This is a genomic window from Paenibacillus sp. Root52 (assembly GCF_001426865.1).
Taxonomy (GTDB): domain Bacteria; phylum Bacillota; class Bacilli; order Paenibacillales; family Paenibacillaceae; genus Paenibacillus.
Map to the genome: position 1 here is coordinate 27,624 of NZ_LMFO01000023.1, position 17,208 is coordinate 44,831.

Here is a 17,208-nt window from a genome sequence, read left to right on the forward strand (position 1 = left end):
GTGAAAGGTAAATGTGAAGCGTATGAATGAGTAATTGCGAATGAGTGACAAACAAAATAGCCTGCATTTCCAATGAAACTCCACTGGAAATACAGGCTATACCTTGTTAACAAGAATAAATATGTGAAATGTTTAATATGGTTATTCTGCTTCCTTATACAGACGAAGTAGTTCTGTGAAATCAGAGATCAATACATCCGATCCCGCCAGTTCTTCATCCCTACCAAAACCAGCATAAGCGCAGCCAATAACGGTCTGTCCATTCATTTTCCCTGCCTCTACATCCGATGAACGGTCACCCACCATCCACGCATCTTGAATCCGATGTTTCTCAAGCAGGATCTGAACGAGATTAATTTTGGAAGGAGTTTTGTATTGACCAGCGCTGTACACTCCTTCAAACAAAGGCATGATCTCGTGGGCAAACGCTACACCTTTGACGTAATCCTCAAGTCCATTACTCGCAACAAATAACCGCACCCCCTGCTCTTTGAGCGCTGTTAAAGTCTCCTTCACGTGAGGATAGAGTGTAGAACCCCCTTGATCCAGACCTTCAATCTCCAATTGAAGCAACAATTCGTCCGCGCGGCGATGTGCTGCCTCCGATGCTTCAGGCATAACTACTTTCCATATATCTTCAAGTAACATACCAAGACTTCCAATCATCCGTTCCTCTGGAGGGGTCTCACCTTCAAAGTGTCCTTCTGCTCTCAGCGTATCAAACAACTGGTGGTAAGCAGGCAACAACAGCGTCTCTGTCTGAAATAGTGTGCCATCCATATCAAATATCATTGCTTCCGGTTTAAGCAATACCTTTTCTTTTGTCATATCAAAGCGTCCTTTCGGATTGGGATATGTATTCGGAATCGTTCCCTCCCCATGATAAACATAAACGTTTGCAGGTGTAAACCGAACATTGTAAAACACACTCCGCGAACGTTATACAACTCAGCGGATAACATTATACATAAAGTAAACAAACTATATACAAAACGATTTAGTTTAAGTATAATACTGAAAATAGTCATTCAGACCCTACATCTAAAGTCCTAATTTAGTGTTTTTCCTGTTTTTTCGACAAATATATATACCCGACAGAGAGGAATAACAAACATGGTAAAGCGCAGAATCTTTAAAATTTTCTACAAGATTGGTTTGGGCTATTTGCTCGTGCTGGCTGTTCTAGCCGGTTCTATTGTATTGATCCAAAATAGTATTAGCCAACTCCAACGCGAGCTGGATTTCTTGGTCGATCACGATATGAAAGTACATGATTTAACTTATGAGTTGGAAAGAACTATGGTGGACATGGAGACAGGTCAACGAGGATATGTCATTACAGGACAAGACAGTTATCTTGCCCCTTACACCGAAGGTTTAGAACAGAAGGAAACAATCATCTCACAGCTCGCATCACTCATTGCTGATAATCCAGCACAGCTCGCCCTACTTGAGAACATACATAATGTAATAAACAATTGGGTACAGGTTGCGGGTGAACCAGTTATTGAATCACGACGAGCTAACGACACGTCCACCGTGCAAGCGTTCTTCGTGAATGATCCTGGTAAGCAGGATATGGATCAAATTCGTGATTCACTAACGACTTTCCGCACCAATGAACTAGCGCTAACCGAACAGCGCACCGAAGCACTCAAACAAAAAAACGAGCTACTCAACATCGAACTTTACGGTGCGCTCATCCTTGTTGCCTTGATTTCGATAATTGCCGCTCTGACACTGTCCCGCTCTATTGTCAAAAACATTCGTAGCGTCACCAGCGCACTGAACGACATTGGCTCATCTAACGGAGATCTAACCCTCCGCATTGCGACCCATATGAAGGATGAGACACGCGAATTGGCAGAGGCGGCTAATGCAATGCTGCTCGGATTGCAACAAATGATGCTTGAGATTCAGAACAATGCTAGCATCCTGAGCACGGCTTCAGATCGATTGGATAAAGGTGTGTCGGACAACCTGTCCGCTGGTAAGGAAGTTGCCACCGCCATGGAACGAGTCGCTGAAGGCGCAGATGAACAAGTCGTTCTGACGCAAACGATGGTCGCTGCCATGGGGCAATCGCTGACTGGACTTAACCGAGTATCCGCTTCTACAGCTGATGTTGCTGAACGTGCTGTAAGAACCGAATCAATCGCACTGGATGGACAAGGACGCATTAATAATGCTGTGGGTAAAATGGGAACCATTGAACAATCATTCCGCGCGGTTCAAGAGTCCATTACGGATATCTCTAAAATGTCCGATCAGGTCATCTCTATTGCAGAATCTATCTCGGGAACGGCTAGACAGACCAATCTCCTGGCTCTTAACGCTGGAATTGAAGCTGCACGCGCCGGAGAACATGGCAAAGGATTCGCTGTTGTCGCCACCGAAATTCGCAACCTGGCAGATCAGAGCGCTACCTCAGCCAAACATATTACAAGCATTCTTGAAACTGTACTTGCAGGTGTGCATAACACCGTTCAGATCGTAGACTCCAATACTGTTCATGTCACAGAAGGGTTACAAACGATAGAGGATGCTGGGCAAGCCTTTGCTAATATTACAGAACACATTCATGATCTAAGCGGAGAAATGGTGGATATATCCGCGGTGGTGGAAGAGCTCACGGCAGGCAGCCAAGCTGTTATGTCTTCTATTCATGCTGTATCCGCGGTTGTGGAAGACACTGCATCAGCAACCGAAGAAGTATCTGCTATGACCGAGGAGCAATTAGCCTCCTTGCAAGAAATGACTGACACATCCAAACAGTTGAACCAAATGTCCGATGCACTGGATCAGCTCGTGAACCGATTCAAACTTGCATAATGAGGAAATCAGGAACATCGTTTAATGAAACTAAATACAAAGAAGCAGTTGCCTGAGTTAGGAAACTGCTTCTTTGTTTGTAATTTTGGATTACATTGACACTGTGTAGGGAAGAGATGCCTTCTGTGACGTTCAATTTTTGATCAAGTAGATCCAGAAGGTATCCCGTCGGTTATTTATTCTTATCGCTTAGGTTACTGACTTCGAAGTGCCTCCAGGATCCGTTGTGCTTCAAGCCCAGCTCTGAAATCATATATTCTGCCCGGCTTGTCTTGAATACGTGCAATTACATGTTGCAGTACAGGTAATTCACTAAACGATTCATCAACGGTTACAGGTGTTAGTGACTCTCCAATCCGTCCACTCATCAGTTGATCCCAGTTCTCCAGTGCGATTGTTCCTTCCGTCCCATACACCACCATAGATACACGTTCTTCACCCGCAAAGTGTGAGATCCCGTTGATCTCTACCCGAGTGCCATCTTGAAGCTGCATTTCTGCATGAATTTCCGTCTCGCAACCATTCGAATGATCGGGATATTGTACCTGACTGTTTATGACATTCAGTCCACCGAACACCGTCTGGATCACATGAATCCAGTGAATACCCACTTCTAAAATAAATCCACCCTGATCCCGGGTCGTAATCCATGGATTTTGTTGCCAAGCTCGCGGCCATTGCGGGAACCGGAGAATCAGTTCAATTTTACGAATAGTTCCAAGCGTACTTCCTTCCTGAACTAACTTTTGCAATTGAAGCACCGCTGGTTCATGAGGCATTGAGAAATGGATCGCATGGACCACACCTGACTGCTCAGCTGCAGCTAGCATAGCTTCGGCTTCCTCCACACTGTTAGCTAGAGGCTTCTCACAGAAGATATGGATTCTACGCTGAAGCACCTCCATCACTACTCCATAATGATACTTGGGTGGCACCGCAACGTATACCAGATCAATCTCATGTTCATCTAACAAACGGCGATAATCCGTATATGTACTTGTCTCAGGGTTCAATGCCGCATAATTCGCAAGAGACTGCTCATTGCTATCACATACTGCCACTACGTCTACGTGCTGATCACTCTTGGCTTGATGAATCATATGTAAGCCCATTTTACCTAATCCAATGACAGCCATTTTAATCTTTTTCATTGAGTTCACTCCAATCGAATTCTAGTATACCAGAAAGTGATACAGCGCTACTCCTTTTTGCATAGATACGAAAAGTGAACCCTCGCTCTTGTTTTTATGTTTAATTCAGTTGAAAACCATCATTTTAAGTCATTATTTTACATTAAATGTAATTATAAAATAATAGGCATTTTGTGCCAGTTATATTTTACTAGATTTTTTTATGCGTTGCAGTAAGACTTTAAGCGCTACCACCCTAAGAATCAAAAATTAATAATCTTAAAAATCTATTGACAAAAAACCACAAAAAAAGATACTCTTCCTAGTATCAAGCATTTATTTCCTATTACAACCTAATACCGTAATTTACTCTCAAAAAAAGGAATCAGACCTTTGGGTCTAAAAACCTATTTCATGAAGCGAGGTGCCCAAATGAGAACCGTTGCAGATTATTTAGCGGAAGCTCTGCGTAATCTAGGCGTCACCCATGTCTTTGGAATTATCGGAAAATCCATTTGCCCTGCTGCGTTGAAGATGGTCGATTATGGGCTGGAATTCATCCCTGGACGCCATGAATCTAGTTCAGGATTCGCCGCATCGGGTTATGCACTTCAGACTGGGAGATTGGGTGTAGCATTTGCAACCTCAGGTCCAGGCGGAACCAATCTATTAACCGCTGCTGCCCACGCGAAGGCGAACAATTTGCCTGTACTATTCATTACCGGACATCAGTCCATTCAAGAATTGGGACTTCCTCAGTGCCAGGATTCCTCGTCTTATTTGGCCGATCTAGCTGAGATGTTCAGACCCGCCACATTATTCAGTAAGCTTGTCGAGCGTGGAGACCACTTCGCTACCCTTTTCAATCATGCGATCTCCATCGCACTAGGTCCAAACAAAGGCCCTGTTCATCTTTGCCTTCCGTTTGATGTACAGACCGAACTTGTGGAACAATGCCGAATCATCCTTCCCGAACCTGAGCCTATGATCAGTGTTACTAATCTAAACCGAGTTCTCCCCTTAATTCAACAATCCAAACATCCATTAATTATCGCTGGCAAGGGCGTTGGCCGTGCACATGCTCATGATGAACTGTTACAGCTTGCCGAACTCCTTCATATTCCCGTCATCACTTCACCTGGTGGAAAAGGTGCCATCGCCTGGAATCATCCGTTATATCATGGCCCTTGTGGAGTCGGAGGTTTCCCGCATGCGGATGATCTGATGAATCAGAGTGATCTATATATTGTGCTAGGTTCTCGTTTGAGTGATATGACGATTTGTAACCTTAAGCCGGAGAATCATCCGGCACACCTAATCCAGTTTGATAGCGACCCTACCTTCGTTGGTAAAATTCTAAACTCACAAACCTTACATATCTCCGGCGATCTTAAAGATAATATGAACCATCTTCTTGGGAACCTCACAGAACATGCAATACAACTTCAAGCAATGAACAGAGCGTTACCACCTGCGGATTACTTCCTTCCGCTTCCAGAATTATCTCAGTTATCGTTGGCATCTGTCCTCGAGAACATGAGCGATATCCTTCCTTATGACCACACCTTGTTCGTGGATGATGGTAGCCACGGATTCCATGCGGTTCAGCGATACAAAGTTAAGAAACCAGGAAGTTTCGTATTCGATGCCTACTTCGCTTGCATGGGTAATGCCATCGGTATGGCGATTGGAGCCAAAGCCGCTGCACCTGAAGAAACAATCGTATGTATTACAGGGGATGGCTGCTTCATGATGTTAGGAACTGAGATTAACACTGCTGTCTGCAACCAGCTCCCCGTGATTTTCATCGTGGTGAACAACAAACAATTGGACATGGCACTCAAAGGTATGCAAAAAACAACAGGCCGGATCGATGGCACATTATTCGAGGTTCCAATGGATGCAGCGAAGTTTGCAGAGTCTCTAGGCGCAGTGGCCTTCCGAGCAGAGACGCACGCCGAATTCACCATTGCTCTCAAGGAAGCCCAACAATTAAATCAAGTTACGGTCATTGAACTGCTTACAGATCGTGATGAGATTCCACCAACAGCCCATCGTACACTTAATTTGAACTAGGAGGAACAGCGATGAGTGAACAAGTAAATCAGGGATTAGAACGTTTTGCTAAGTTATCTGGAGAATATGGTGCACGTGCGCTTAATCCGATCAAGGAACAGTTTCCTGAATTGGCTGAATTCATTATGGGGACAGCCTACGGGGATATTTTTCAACGTACCACGATAACAGATCAGTGGAAAGAAGTCGCGATCATCTCTTCATTAATTACACAAGGACAGTACGAGCAGTTGGGTGTGCATTATACAATGGCTCTAAGTGTTGGAATAACCGTTGAGCAACTCAAAGGAATTCTGCTACATTTGGCTCCATGTGTTGGCGCACCACGCATCATTAGCGCGTTTAATATCTTGCTCGAGACAATTGAAGAAATCCAATAATTCACTTTTCTACATTTTTATACATGATTCGACTTTTTTATTGATCTTCTTACATCAACCCCTTTATAATATGGTTAAATTATCCTTCGGGATAGCCTTAACTCATTTAAAGGGAGAGAACAATCATGGGAAGTTTTATTCTTAAAACGGATGCAGCAAACAAGGTATTAAACATCGAGCTAGAAGGTTCATTTTCACAGGAAGACGGATTGCGTTCGATCTCTGCGTATCAAGATACCATTGCTCCGATTAACACCCAAGAGTATAACTTGAATATTGATTGCAAAAAACTGAACGTCACTGCTCCAGAGATTGTGCCATTGCTTGAAGGCTGCCTGGCGCTGTTCAAAAAAGACGGGTACAAAAAAATTGTTCTGACCCTTGAGAATAATTCTATTCTTAAAATGCAGTTATCCCGACTCGGCCGTGCGGTTGGTCTGGACAACCTCGAAATCATATCTACTGTGACAACTTAAAATGCAAGTTCAAAAAGGACGGTTTTCAGTACCGAGAAGATGGGGTGAAGATAGAAATGGAGTAGCGGAGCGTAGGCAAAACTACGTGAGCAACGGACATTTCGGCTGAATCCCATATTCGACGCTGAGATGCAGTCAGGCATCCTTCGTAATCAAAAGCGGACTTTTTGAACAACTACTTAAAATACCAGGCGGACAAGCTCTGGATAAACCGTCCCGCACAGGAGGAGAACGAAGATGGCCGGAATTCGTATTGTAGACATCGATATCTATCATCCGTCAAACAAGGTGGGCAATGACGTTTATATTGAACATTTTGATGCGAGAGGTGTAGATATTCGCGGTTTGTTAAAAGCACTTGGACGCGATCAGCGTTATAAGATTGACAATGAGGATGAAAACTCACTTAGTATGGCGTTCGAAGCGGCCAGCAATGTTCTTGAGAAAGCTGGACTGACGGGTGCAGACATTGACCTCATTGCTTATGCAAGCCAAACACCAGAGTACATCTTCCCTACGAATTCCTTAATGATTCATCGCCTGATTAACGGAGCTTCTCATACCATCTGTATCGATAGCAATGCCAACTGTGCTGGAATGACCGCAGCCTTCGAACAGGTTAGCCGCCAGATGTTAGGCAATCCGAGAATCCGCCGCGCTCTAATTATCGGTTCGGATTATGTTGCTCCTCATGCGAACCCTGATGATCCGGTATACTTTGCTAACTTCGGAGATGCTGCAGCAGCCGTAATCGTGGAGCGCGAAGAGCAGAGTGTCGGTTTCATTGACTCCATCTATCAGACAGATACGTGTGTGTATGGTAACTCTCTCTTTCCTGCTGAAGGATTAGCGAAGCTGGGTAAAACCGGAGTAGATGCAGGTGCTTTTCACGTGAAATTCACACCCTTCGATGATTCCATCTGTGTAGATGCCGCTTCTGAGTCTATTCGGACGTTGCTCGCGCGTAATGAAATAGCACCGAGTGAGATCAAAGCCGCTTGCTTCTCTCAACTGTCTATCGCCAATATCCGCGCGGTATCGGCGAACATTGGGATTGCAGATGAAATTGCAGTGTACATCGGAGATGAGTTCGGGTATACATCCACGAGCAGTCCATTCATTGCATTACATCAAGCCATTGCCTCCGGACAGATTGAACGTGGTGACAAAGTGCTGTTCTGGACTGTCGGTGCTGGGTGGCAAAATGTTGCCATGATCGTTGAATATTAATTAGTTGACTATTAAATAAATGAAGGCAACCGTTCATTGGTGAACTACAATGGCGGTTGTTTTTTTATTATGCGTAAAAAAAGATCGTCCAAAGTGGACGACCAAATTTGATTTGTAGTGATCATTGAGAGATTTCAATTCAATAAGTACTTCATGAGATACAGCCCACAAGCAACACCTACTATTAATAGCACGATGGCCACGCTCCGTTCAGCCTTCCACAATCGAATGGCGTTGGCAACATTCAAGATTGTTAATGCAATCATATTAACCGCAGTATTCAAGTAAAAGAAATTGACTGTAAGGAGAACAAACACTGCAATTGCTACGAGTATAAACCACATCGGCATGTTCCTAAATACACTTCTTGTCATCCGATCAACTCCTAAAGTATGTATGATGTCTCACGCTACAGTGGTACAGGGATCCTTTGAGTGATTGAGAGTGATTCTTTATTTAACTTAATAAGTATTATTATAGCAATTCTACATATAAAATGTAAGACAGAGTCAGATGATTTCCATGCTTTTTAAAGGTAGCCATTTCGTTTCCTATTTGATCACGTTCTCGTAAATAGCGTCCTTCCTGTTTTTCACGGATAAATGCTAAAGGCTGCTGAGGTGTTCGTGAATGATTTTCCACTCTTCTTCGTTTACTTTGACAAAAACATTCGTTGCCCTACCACTGCCAGATACAAACTTTCCGTTAAGCACTCCCTCATAATGATATGTATAGATACATGTTGCCGTATTCTCTTCAGTCACTAGCCATTGTACATCTGAAATGGAGTAGACTTCATCCTTAATCGTAACCCAAGAGTTCTCAAAATAACTTTGAATTTCATAAGTCGTCTTGCACGTTCGATCTGAAAACCAGTAAACCGCATTAGGGTGTAGTAACTGTTTAACATTCTCGAACTGATGTGTGTTTGTTGCATGGATATAACGTTGCAGTGCATTTTCATAGCTCATTGATTAGCTCTCTCCTCTGCTCATTTGTTAGTATTTCTATTTAACTATCATTATATGAATTTAATGTCAAGATTCTATAAAGAGATCCTGCTTGGTTAAATCAAACGATGTGATGTATAGATGTTTATTAGTCGTAAGTTCTATATATGTATGTGTCCCGCGTTAATGTCAAAGCCACTCCTCTATAAAAGAAGTGGCTCTTTATTCAAATCTTATTATAACCAGTACCTAACGCCTAAAATATCTTCTTCGTATCCCGATCGTCCTTCAGGATTTCCACAGCTTCGCGGAATCGCAGAGAATGCACAATCTCCCGTTCACGCAGAAACTTCAGACTATCTTGTAGATCAACATCATCGGTCATATCAATTAACCATTGATAAGTAGCCCGTGCCTTCTCCTCGGCTGCAATATCCTCGTACAGGTCTGCGATCGGATCTCCTTTAGCTTGGATGTACGTAGCCGTAAAAGGCACGCCTGCAGCATTATTATAGAACAACGCTCGATCATGATTGACGTAATGTGCATCTAAGCCTGCCTGCTCCAACTGTTCTACCGTAACATCTTTGGTTAGCTTGTAGATCATGGTAGCAATCATTTCGAGATGAGCAAATTCTTCCGTAGCGATGTCATTCAGCAGCCCAATGATCTTATCAGGAATCGTATAACGTTGGTTTAGATATCGCAGAGCAGCCGCCAATTCTCCATCTGCGCCGCCGTACTGCTCCATAAGTAGTTTAGCCATATGAGGGTCACATTTACTTACCCGAACGGGATACTGCAATTTTTTCTCATACACCCACACACAGGGCTCCCCCTTTATTCATCCATTTGGTTCAGCTTCAAATCTAACGCTCGCTCCAGCTCATAGGCTCCCAAAATGCCTCGATCTTCGTATCCCAAAATCAATTAAAATAAAAATTTCAATTGCTCTTTATGCATATGGTCTAATTTTTGCTCACTACTTCTATACTTGCCAAGGCCAAGGCGTCTGTGACCATTCCCATGGATATTTGGAAAAGGCATGACCAAAGTTCGTTAACGGACCGTACAATTGCTGAAATTCCTGTGCTACTCGCATGCGTTCTTGAGCGAACTTATTGTACTGCTCAATACTCTGATAATCTCCAGGATGTGTATCCAAATACAGGTTAAGCTCCACTAACACAAAATCTAAGGCCTGTAATTCCTCCAGCAACTCATAATATCTAGCATCACAAGCTTTATTAGCTACCTCTTCAGATTCCATCAATTACACCCCCTTTTCCTTCGCTTTTGCCGATGTGTATGGGCTGTACAAGGCGGGCCACAACGTTCCTAATCTAAGCGCTTCTGCGGGACTATACTGTGGCCATCCCATAGGCTGAAATGGAATAAACAGCTGTGGAGGAACCAGATACGTTCGAATCTCTTTAGGTTCACACGGATCAAATGGTCCAATAAATGGCCTGTATGCGCGAATCTGCGGATCCTTCATACCATCAACCTCCTTTCTAGTTTTTTTGAATCAACCTTCCTACGTTTCGTAATCACCCTACGCTTCCCGTCTCTATAACCATATGTCTCAACCGTATGGGTTAATCCGTATTTTTCAGTAAAAGCTAAAAAAAGACCTCCGCTCCACTCCCCCACAGGGAAGCTTCACAAAGGTCAACATGACTCACGAGTCTTCATCATACGTGTTCACTTTAATTATTCATCTTGTTCGTCTGGTTTATCATTGTCCTGCGTTATTGTACGCTTGTACACCTTCACCCGCGTAATTCGCAATCGACTGGATTCCTCCACCTCAAATACGTATCCGTTCCGTTCGCGTGTTTTGCCTTTGGCAGGGCTACCTTCAAGCTCCTTGAATAGCCAGCCACCGATGGTATCGACTTCATCATCCTCAATAACGGCTCCAGTCCATTCATGCACCTCTTCAATAAGAGAGCGACCGTCGATTGAGAAAGAATCCCCATTGCGCTCCATATGTGGACGTTCGTCCTCAAACTCATCGTACAGATCTCCGACAATCTCTTCCAGAATCTCTTCAGCTGTTAACAAACCGGCTGTACCGCCATATTCATCAACCACCAACGTCATCTGAGAATGTTTCTTCTGCATCAGACGTAACACATGACTAATTTCCATGGATTCCGGAACGTTAAGAATTGGACGAACGAGAGAAGCCAGGTCATGCTGTTGTTCTGGTTCAGCTAGCAGTAAGTCCGTAATATGGATAAATCCAATAATCTCATCCTTATCCTCCACCGCTACCGGATATCGAGAGTGCTTAGTGGCATTGATGATCTTCAGATTCTCCTCCAAAGACAGATTGGTGTAAAGACAATCCATATCTGTACGTGGCAACATGACCTCACGAGCGAGCATATCAGAGAAATCAAAGATGTTATCCATCAATTTGATCTCATCCTTATCAATAACTCCACTCTTGGCACTTTGTTTCATGAGAATGCGCAGCTCATCCTCTGAATGTGCTTCTCCTTCACTTGCAGGTTCAATTCCAGCAAGACGGAGTAACGCATTCGCCGACGCATTCAACACCCAGATGAATGGGAAGAAGATTTTATAGAAAAGCAGCAGCGGTGCAGACAAGAAAAGCGCAACTCCGTCTGTCTTTTGAATCGCCAGTGATTTGGGAGCAAGCTCACCAAGTACGATATGTAGGAACGTAATAATACTGAAACCTACGATAACGGAAACTGTCGATATAAGCGCTGTATCCACCACACCAAGCTTGGTCATGAGGGGTTGAACCAGTAATTCTGATATCGCTGGTTCACCGAGCCATCCAAGTCCAAGGGAAGTCAACGTGATTCCAAACTGGGTTGCAGATAGATACGCATCCAGTTTTCCGTTCACTTTTAGCGCATAGCCAGCCAGACGATTGCCCTCACTCTGTAATTGCGTCAGACGAGTCTGCCTCACTTTCACGAGGGAAAATTCCGCTGCAACAAATACACCATTCAAGAAGACGAGCAGAAACACACACACCAGATTAAACAGTAATTGCCCAAGATGAAATTCGGTATGAATATCCAAGTCGAAACTCCCCTTTTCTATCTATTCAGGAATGCACCTGGAAGGTCAGCGTGTAATTGCCTTTCTTGATTTGAAATCAACACCCTTATAATACATATCTGCCACCAACAGATTAGGGCCGCAGCAGGATGCGATATCACAGTGACAATTCACTGTCTGGTTCAGCGGATGCTCTGCTGACCACTCATGGAAGACATCATCCAGCTTACGATCTCGAATGTTGCCAAAGGCTGGGATGTCTGCAAAGTCAGTCACATACACATTACCTGTAAACATATTTACGTTAACTCGGTTACGCCCATCTGGATCGTTGCGAACTGTTACGTTAGGTTCACTGTGCAGACGATTAATTAGCTCACGATCCTGTTCTGCAGCGCTACATGCGAAGAATGGAAGTGTACCGAACAACATCCACATCTCCTTATCACGCACGTCAAGCAATCGATGAATGGCCGAACGCATATGATCCAGCGACAGAACAGGCAGGTTGGATGCAAAGTTCGAATTATACATCGGATGCACTTCATGACGTACACAGCCCATCTCACGAATTAACTGGTGGATACCCTCGAGTTTGTCATGAGTACGGTAATTAATCATGGACTCGGCAGAGATAAACATGCCAGCTTCACTTAACTTACGTGAGTTTTCGATCATTTTCTCGTACATCTTCACCGCAACTTCACGTTTAACCGGTCTGCCACTGTTTGCAAACCCAACTTGATGGAAATCATCCGCATTCAAATAATTAAAGGAGATATGCATGACATCCAAATAAGGAAGCAACTTCTCATATCGATTCAGATCTAGCGTAAGATTGGAATTGATCTGGGATCTTATGCCACGCTCCTTCGCATATTTGAGCAGCGGAATAATCATCTCATCCACCGTTTTCTGACTAAAGCTTGGTTCCCCACCTGTCAAACTAATCGTTTGCAGATGTTCTACCTCATCTAACCGTTTCAACATCAAAGGCAACGGCAGAGCTGGAGCCTCACGCATCGTAAGCATATCACCCACCGCACAATGCTCGCAGCGCATATTGCACAAGTGAGTCACGGTCATTTCTACACTGGTCAGTACATGGCGTCCATATGTACGCAAAGAACCGATTGGATCCCATGGATCGTTTGTCGGCGATAAAGGCATCGGTTGAACCGATCCTGAATTTAGCATGGTCATTGTTTTTCACCTTATTCCTTTTATTAACCTAAAAATTTTTATTTACATCATACTCCGACGCAATCTTTTTGGAGCTATCTTTTATCATAGCACAATTTTGAATACCCCGGAGGAAAGGGTCTGTCTATTTCGTGTAGGAAAACTGCCCTACGTAGGCTTACATTTGTATCTATAAATCCTACTTAAATTGTAGATAATCAGACCAGATTTGTTTCATCATCATAAAGCGTAACTTTGAACCACCTTATAACTAATGGGTACAATTACAAGGCAAAAAAACGCTCCTGTATATTGAGTCTATTCAACCCAAATATCACGATAGAAGCGTCTAGTACTGATTAAATTGGATATCAGCTTTCCAAATACTGTCCACTAACTGGCATCGAAGGCACTTCTTCCGCGCCCTCCACACCTGTAATCATGACTGACAATGCAGTCGATAGATCAATTTCATAGGGTGCATGCAAATCCTGACCCTCTGCATCCTTTAGCACTCGAATGATTGGGCGTTGCGGGATACGTGGATGGATCGAGGCCACGACACCAACCTCACCTGTACTTAGTTTGACCGACATGCCGATAGGATAGATCGCAACACAATCTCGAAATTTCTCAAGCATCCGTTGTTCATAAAGCGTACAAGAACCAGTATAGAGTACTTCCACAGCTTGATGTGGTAATAAGGCTTGCTGATACACTCGATTGGTTGTCATCGCATCATATGAATCCGCGAGTGCGATCCATTTGGCATAATCATGAATTTCATTACCTTTTAGGCCGAATGGATAACCGCTACCGTCAATTCGTTCATGATGCTGGAGGGCGCAATGTGCAGCCAGAAGCGGTATACCCGGCTCGTCTTTGAGGATCCGATGTCCATATGTAGTATGCTGCTGAATGAGTTTGAATTCCTCGTCAGTTAATCTAGAAGGCTTATACAGTACTTCTGAAGCTATCTGTGTTTTTCCGATATCATGCAATAAGGCACCAAGGCCAATTTCCATTAGCTGTTGTCTATTGTAGCCCGATGCTACCCCGAGAACCAATGTATACACACAAACATTCAATGAATGATTATATAGGTCAAAATCAGTAGAGCTCATGTCCATGAGCATAATCATGGCTTCCTTCTGGCTACCGATGTCTTCTAAAATCGTATTCATTAATCCGGTCAGTGTTTTGCCGAAGTGCGAGATCCGGCTCTTCGTTCGAAAGCCAGACATGTTCTGGAACTGCTGTTTTATCTCAACCAATGCTCTACGCTTGGTCTCCTCCTGTAACATTTCTGGTACAATAATATCCTCTGTTGCCGCATCTTTTATATAGACATATCCGATCCCGAGATCTTTCATTCGAGAAATTAATCGCTGAGTTAATTCCACATCCTCACTGAGCAGTACCAAACCCTCTTCGCTATATATCCGTTTCCCCAGCTTCATGCCAGGCTGCAATAAGTTTATATGTACTAAACGCACAGCCTATCCTCTCCCGCTCCGTAGATGTAATTGCAACTAGCCGCCGCTTCAGCAGAAGGCAAGTACTTGTTATATTTCTCGCCAGCGAGGTCGCAGGCAATCGTCCAGCGCTCCTGGTCGTTTTAATTCTATTTCCACTAGATCCCGTAAGAATTCTGGAAGATAATAATTCGTCTCTGTACCCTGGGCGAGTGGAGGATATCCCACATTAAACGTAAACATTCCGAGTGTACCGACCACATATTGTTGTTCCTCCTGAATAGGAGTGCCCGCAATACGTATAGAACGAATTTTCTCATATGCTGGTCGCTCAGGATCATATTCAATGTCCATCCCATCCACGCATAACGTTCCTAGAACCTTCCCGCGAAACCCAAATCCAATGATTGGCTTATCCGTAAACTCTGGCAGCAATGATTGCTCAAGTGCTTCACGGATGTGGCTGCCTTTTAAGCATATTGTACAAGCATTGATCGGAGAAGGACATAGGGAATGTAACATTCCTTTGGTAATGACTCCCTGTGGAAGATCTCCAAGTAACTGCCCTGCATTCACCAGAGACACTTGGGTACCTGTAGCCTGTCTAACCGCTTGTGCAAGCAAGGTGGCAAAAGGTGATTCACGCTCATAATGAACGGAAAGTGGCTTGTCCACCATTACGGCTGTCTGCTCTAGTGATTTCTCTGCTTCCGCACGATTCGTAGCGATTGCGAGAGTAACCTGCTCTTCCAGAAGAGTGGTTGTCACCGGAACACATCCACTGCTTACAAGGACAGGCTTGCTCGCAGAGTTCTGGCGCTCTAAGACCACTTTACCGAGCCATTCTCCGAACTTACCGCTTGCTGCAATGGTGGTATTGCCAATTATCAGAGGCTCCTCAAGCACATGATGTGTATGTCCGCCCAAAATCACGTCAATGCCTTCAACCTGCTCTGCCAATCTGCGATCAGTGGAAAGTCCCAAATGCGATAAAACAATGATGACATCCACCTTAGGAGACAATTCAGCAACTTGCTTACTCAGCATCTCGATAGGATCAAGAAGACGCCATCCTAACAAATCATAAAACGTAGTGAATGGTGCTGTTGCCCCTAACAAACCAATGCGAAATTCACCCTTGGTCACGACGAGCGACGTGTGCATCCAGGATGGGACAAGGCCAGTCTCATATTCAACAACATTCCCGCAAACAACAGGACATTGAAGCCCGGAATACGTTCTTGCCAGCTGTTCAGGTGTTATCGTAAGTCCTTCGTTATTCCCGATCGTAATGGCATCATACCCAGTAAGATTGATCACATCGACGTTGGCTGCTCCAAGTGTGCCTTCCGTTTCCACAGCCTTACGATCCATATGATCTCCTATATCAAGAACCAATACATTCTCAGCTTGTTCTCTTTCTTTTTCAATCATGGCGGCGATCGAACTCATGGCACCAAAATGACTGTGAATGTCATTCGTATGCAGTATTGTTAACACTTGTGTATTCGTGGTGCTCATCACACCGCCTCCTTCTGATTCCGTTTAAAACGTTCATTCCTCTAATAGATAAGCATAACATTTTCCGTCTCGTTATGATATATTGAAAGGGTTTAGATTTTGAAAAAAAGGTGGAAAATTCTCATGAAATTGAACATTCAACTATTTGCAGGTATTGCTGAACGTCTCGGCACTTCTCTGATTGAATATGAATACGACGTTGCTGAGCCAACAGCTGCTCTTTTAAAAGAAAAGTTAGCCGAATCATACCCTGAATTAGCCTCTCAGATCCGCACGTCCTTTCTTGCTGTAAACCAACAGTACGCTCCTGCCGATACTATAATATCGGCTCAAGATGAGATTGCTTTGATACCTCCTGTATCCGGAGGCGATGGTACTGAGGATCGGAAGTCCGAGCAAGGGGCTTCCTCTACCAAACAATCTACTCCAGATGGGCGATATCAGATCACTACATCCCCCTTGTCTGTGGAAGCAACGACTAATCTTGTCATCACCGCTAACCACGGTGCTGCTCTTACGTTTGTCGGAACTACGCGCGAGATGACGGGTGAACAACGAACAGTGCACTTGGAATATGAAGCTTATGTTCCCATGGCTCTAGCACAGATGGCAGCCATCGGCGATGAAATTTCTGAGCGCTGGCCTGGCGTGTTATGCGCAATAAGCCATCGAATTGGACAAGTGGACGTTGCTGAGATTAGTGTGGTCATTGCCGTCTCTTCTCCTCATCGCAGTGATTGTTACGATGCAAGTCGTTATGCCATCGAGAGATTGAAGCAAACTGTGCCGATCTGGAAAAAAGAAATATGGGAAGATGGTTCCGAGTGGAAGGGTCATCAATTGGGTCCTTGGAACCCTATGCAGCAACAATAATTAGTTATTCTAACTCTTGAATTACTAATTAAATTAGT

17 protein-coding genes are annotated in these 17,208 nt (G+C 44.0%); 6 read left to right on the forward strand and 11 right to left on the reverse strand.

Features of this window, described 5'->3' with window-relative positions:
• Window positions 1-141: 141 nt before the first annotated feature.
• Window positions 142-828 carry an HAD hydrolase-like protein gene (locus ASD24_RS17740; RefSeq protein ID WP_056698291.1) on the reverse strand — a complete coding sequence of 229 codons (687 nt, stop codon included), beginning with the start codon at window positions 826-828 and terminating at the stop codon, window positions 142-144.
• Between the two features lie 285 nt (window positions 829-1,113).
• Between ASD24_RS17740 and ASD24_RS17745 the strand changes: the two genes are divergently transcribed.
• Entirely contained in the window at window positions 1,114-2,832 is a 1,719-nt protein-coding gene (locus tag ASD24_RS17745; protein WP_056698293.1) for a methyl-accepting chemotaxis protein, read from the forward strand.
• A gap of 194 nt (window positions 2,833-3,026) precedes the next feature.
• Here ASD24_RS17745 and ASD24_RS17750 read toward each other — a convergent pair whose 3' ends face one another.
• Window positions 3,027-3,983, reverse strand: a complete 957-nt coding sequence (locus ASD24_RS17750) for a Gfo/Idh/MocA family protein (protein ID WP_056698296.1) — start codon at window positions 3,981-3,983, stop codon at window positions 3,027-3,029.
• A gap of 411 nt (window positions 3,984-4,394) precedes the next feature.
• Between ASD24_RS17750 and ASD24_RS17755 the strand changes: the two genes are divergently transcribed.
• From ASD24_RS17755 to ASD24_RS17770, 4 genes are all read left to right on the forward strand, one after another.
• The gene (locus ASD24_RS17755; protein WP_056699881.1) at window positions 4,395-6,038 is read left to right on the forward strand and encodes a thiamine pyrophosphate-binding protein; all 1,644 of its coding nucleotides are present in this window, start codon (window positions 4,395-4,397) and stop codon (window positions 6,036-6,038) included.
• A gap of 11 nt (window positions 6,039-6,049) precedes the next feature.
• Window positions 6,050-6,418, forward strand: coding sequence for a carboxymuconolactone decarboxylase family protein (locus ASD24_RS17760; protein WP_056698299.1), 369 nt, complete (start codon window positions 6,050-6,052; stop codon window positions 6,416-6,418).
• 125 nt (window positions 6,419-6,543) lie between these two features.
• Window positions 6,544-6,894, forward strand: coding sequence for a hypothetical protein (locus ASD24_RS17765; protein WP_056698302.1), 351 nt, complete (start codon window positions 6,544-6,546; stop codon window positions 6,892-6,894).
• Between the two features lie 237 nt (window positions 6,895-7,131).
• Window positions 7,132-8,124, forward strand: a complete 993-nt coding sequence (locus ASD24_RS17770; protein WP_056698304.1) for a 3-oxoacyl-[acyl-carrier-protein] synthase III C-terminal domain-containing protein — start codon at window positions 7,132-7,134, stop codon at window positions 8,122-8,124.
• Between the two features lie 134 nt (window positions 8,125-8,258).
• Here the strand turns inward: ASD24_RS17770 and ASD24_RS17775 are convergent, their stop codons facing one another.
• From ASD24_RS17775 to ASD24_RS17815, 9 genes are all read right to left on the reverse strand, one after another.
• Window positions 8,259-8,498 carry a hypothetical protein gene (locus ASD24_RS17775; protein ID WP_056698307.1) on the reverse strand — a complete coding sequence of 80 codons (240 nt, stop codon included), beginning with the start codon at window positions 8,496-8,498 and terminating at the stop codon, window positions 8,259-8,261.
• Window positions 8,499-8,729: 231 nt separating this feature from the next.
• Window positions 8,730-9,095, reverse strand: coding sequence for a YybH family protein (locus tag ASD24_RS17780; RefSeq protein WP_056698309.1), 366 nt, complete (start codon window positions 9,093-9,095; stop codon window positions 8,730-8,732).
• Window positions 9,096-9,330: 235 nt separating this feature from the next.
• On the reverse strand, window positions 9,331-9,900 hold the full coding sequence (locus ASD24_RS17785) for a manganese catalase family protein (RefSeq protein ID WP_056698312.1): 570 nt from the start codon (window positions 9,898-9,900) through the stop codon (window positions 9,331-9,333).
• A gap of 162 nt (window positions 9,901-10,062) precedes the next feature.
• Window positions 10,063-10,344, reverse strand: coding sequence for a spore coat protein CotJB (locus tag ASD24_RS17790; RefSeq protein WP_056698315.1), 282 nt, complete (start codon window positions 10,342-10,344; stop codon window positions 10,063-10,065).
• A 3-nt stretch (window positions 10,345-10,347) separates the two neighbouring features.
• The gene (locus ASD24_RS17795) at window positions 10,348-10,572 is read right to left on the reverse strand and encodes a spore coat associated protein CotJA (protein ID WP_056698319.1); all 225 of its coding nucleotides are present in this window, start codon (window positions 10,570-10,572) and stop codon (window positions 10,348-10,350) included.
• Between the two features lie 215 nt (window positions 10,573-10,787).
• Window positions 10,788-12,140, reverse strand: coding sequence for a hemolysin family protein (locus ASD24_RS17800; RefSeq protein WP_056698322.1), 1,353 nt, complete (start codon window positions 12,138-12,140; stop codon window positions 10,788-10,790).
• Window positions 12,141-12,185: 45 nt separating this feature from the next.
• Window positions 12,186-13,322: a radical SAM/CxCxxxxC motif protein YfkAB gene (gene yfkAB, locus ASD24_RS17805; RefSeq protein ID WP_156395487.1), complete on the reverse strand. Its 1,137-nt coding sequence runs from the start codon at window positions 13,320-13,322 to the stop codon at window positions 12,186-12,188.
• Window positions 13,323-13,672: 350 nt separating this feature from the next.
• Window positions 13,673-14,797, reverse strand: coding sequence for an HD-GYP domain-containing protein (locus ASD24_RS17810; RefSeq protein ID WP_056698323.1), 1,125 nt, complete (start codon window positions 14,795-14,797; stop codon window positions 13,673-13,675).
• A 69-nt stretch (window positions 14,798-14,866) separates the two neighbouring features.
• The gene (locus ASD24_RS17815) at window positions 14,867-16,297 is read right to left on the reverse strand and encodes a bifunctional metallophosphatase/5'-nucleotidase (RefSeq protein ID WP_056698326.1); all 1,431 of its coding nucleotides are present in this window, start codon (window positions 16,295-16,297) and stop codon (window positions 14,867-14,869) included.
• A gap of 123 nt (window positions 16,298-16,420) precedes the next feature.
• Here ASD24_RS17815 and ASD24_RS17820 point away from each other — a divergent pair, with 123 nt between their 5' ends.
• Window positions 16,421-17,170 carry a molybdenum cofactor biosynthesis protein gene (locus ASD24_RS17820; RefSeq protein ID WP_056698330.1) on the forward strand — a complete coding sequence of 250 codons (750 nt, stop codon included), beginning with the start codon at window positions 16,421-16,423 and terminating at the stop codon, window positions 17,168-17,170.
• Window positions 17,171-17,208: the final 38 nt, after the last annotated feature.

Excerpts from the sequence above, each read along its gene's own strand:
- ASD24_RS17740 (WP_056698291.1), bottom strand. The coding sequence starts at position 828 with ATGACAAAAGAAAAGGTATTGCTTAAACCGGAAGCAATGATATTTGAT.
- ASD24_RS17745 (WP_056698293.1), top strand. The coding sequence starts at position 1,114 with ATGGTAAAGCGCAGAATCTTTAAAATTTTCTACAAGATTGGTTTGGGC.
- ASD24_RS17750 (WP_056698296.1), bottom strand. The coding sequence starts at position 3,983 with ATGAAAAAGATTAAAATGGCTGTCATTGGATTAGGTAAAATGGGCTTA.
- ASD24_RS17755 (WP_056699881.1), top strand. The coding sequence starts at position 4,395 with ATGAGAACCGTTGCAGATTATTTAGCGGAAGCTCTGCGTAATCTAGGC.
- ASD24_RS17760 (WP_056698299.1), top strand. The coding sequence starts at position 6,050 with ATGAGTGAACAAGTAAATCAGGGATTAGAACGTTTTGCTAAGTTATCT.
- ASD24_RS17765 (WP_056698302.1), top strand. The coding sequence starts at position 6,544 with ATGGGAAGTTTTATTCTTAAAACGGATGCAGCAAACAAGGTATTAAAC.
- ASD24_RS17770 (WP_056698304.1), top strand. The coding sequence starts at position 7,132 with ATGGCCGGAATTCGTATTGTAGACATCGATATCTATCATCCGTCAAAC.
- ASD24_RS17775 (WP_056698307.1), bottom strand. The coding sequence starts at position 8,498 with ATGACAAGAAGTGTATTTAGGAACATGCCGATGTGGTTTATACTCGTA.
- ASD24_RS17780 (WP_056698309.1), bottom strand. The coding sequence starts at position 9,095 with ATGAGCTATGAAAATGCACTGCAACGTTATATCCATGCAACAAACACA.
- ASD24_RS17790 (WP_056698315.1), bottom strand. The coding sequence starts at position 10,344 with ATGGAATCTGAAGAGGTAGCTAATAAAGCTTGTGATGCTAGATATTAT.
- ASD24_RS17795 (WP_056698319.1), bottom strand. The coding sequence starts at position 10,572 with ATGAAGGATCCGCAGATTCGCGCATACAGGCCATTTATTGGACCATTT.
- yfkAB (WP_156395487.1), bottom strand. The coding sequence starts at position 13,322 with ATGACCATGCTAAATTCAGGATCGGTTCAACCGATGCCTTTATCGCCG.
- ASD24_RS17815 (WP_056698326.1), bottom strand. The coding sequence starts at position 16,297 with ATGAGCACCACGAATACACAAGTGTTAACAATACTGCATACGAATGAC.
- ASD24_RS17820 (WP_056698330.1), top strand. The coding sequence starts at position 16,421 with ATGAAATTGAACATTCAACTATTTGCAGGTATTGCTGAACGTCTCGGC.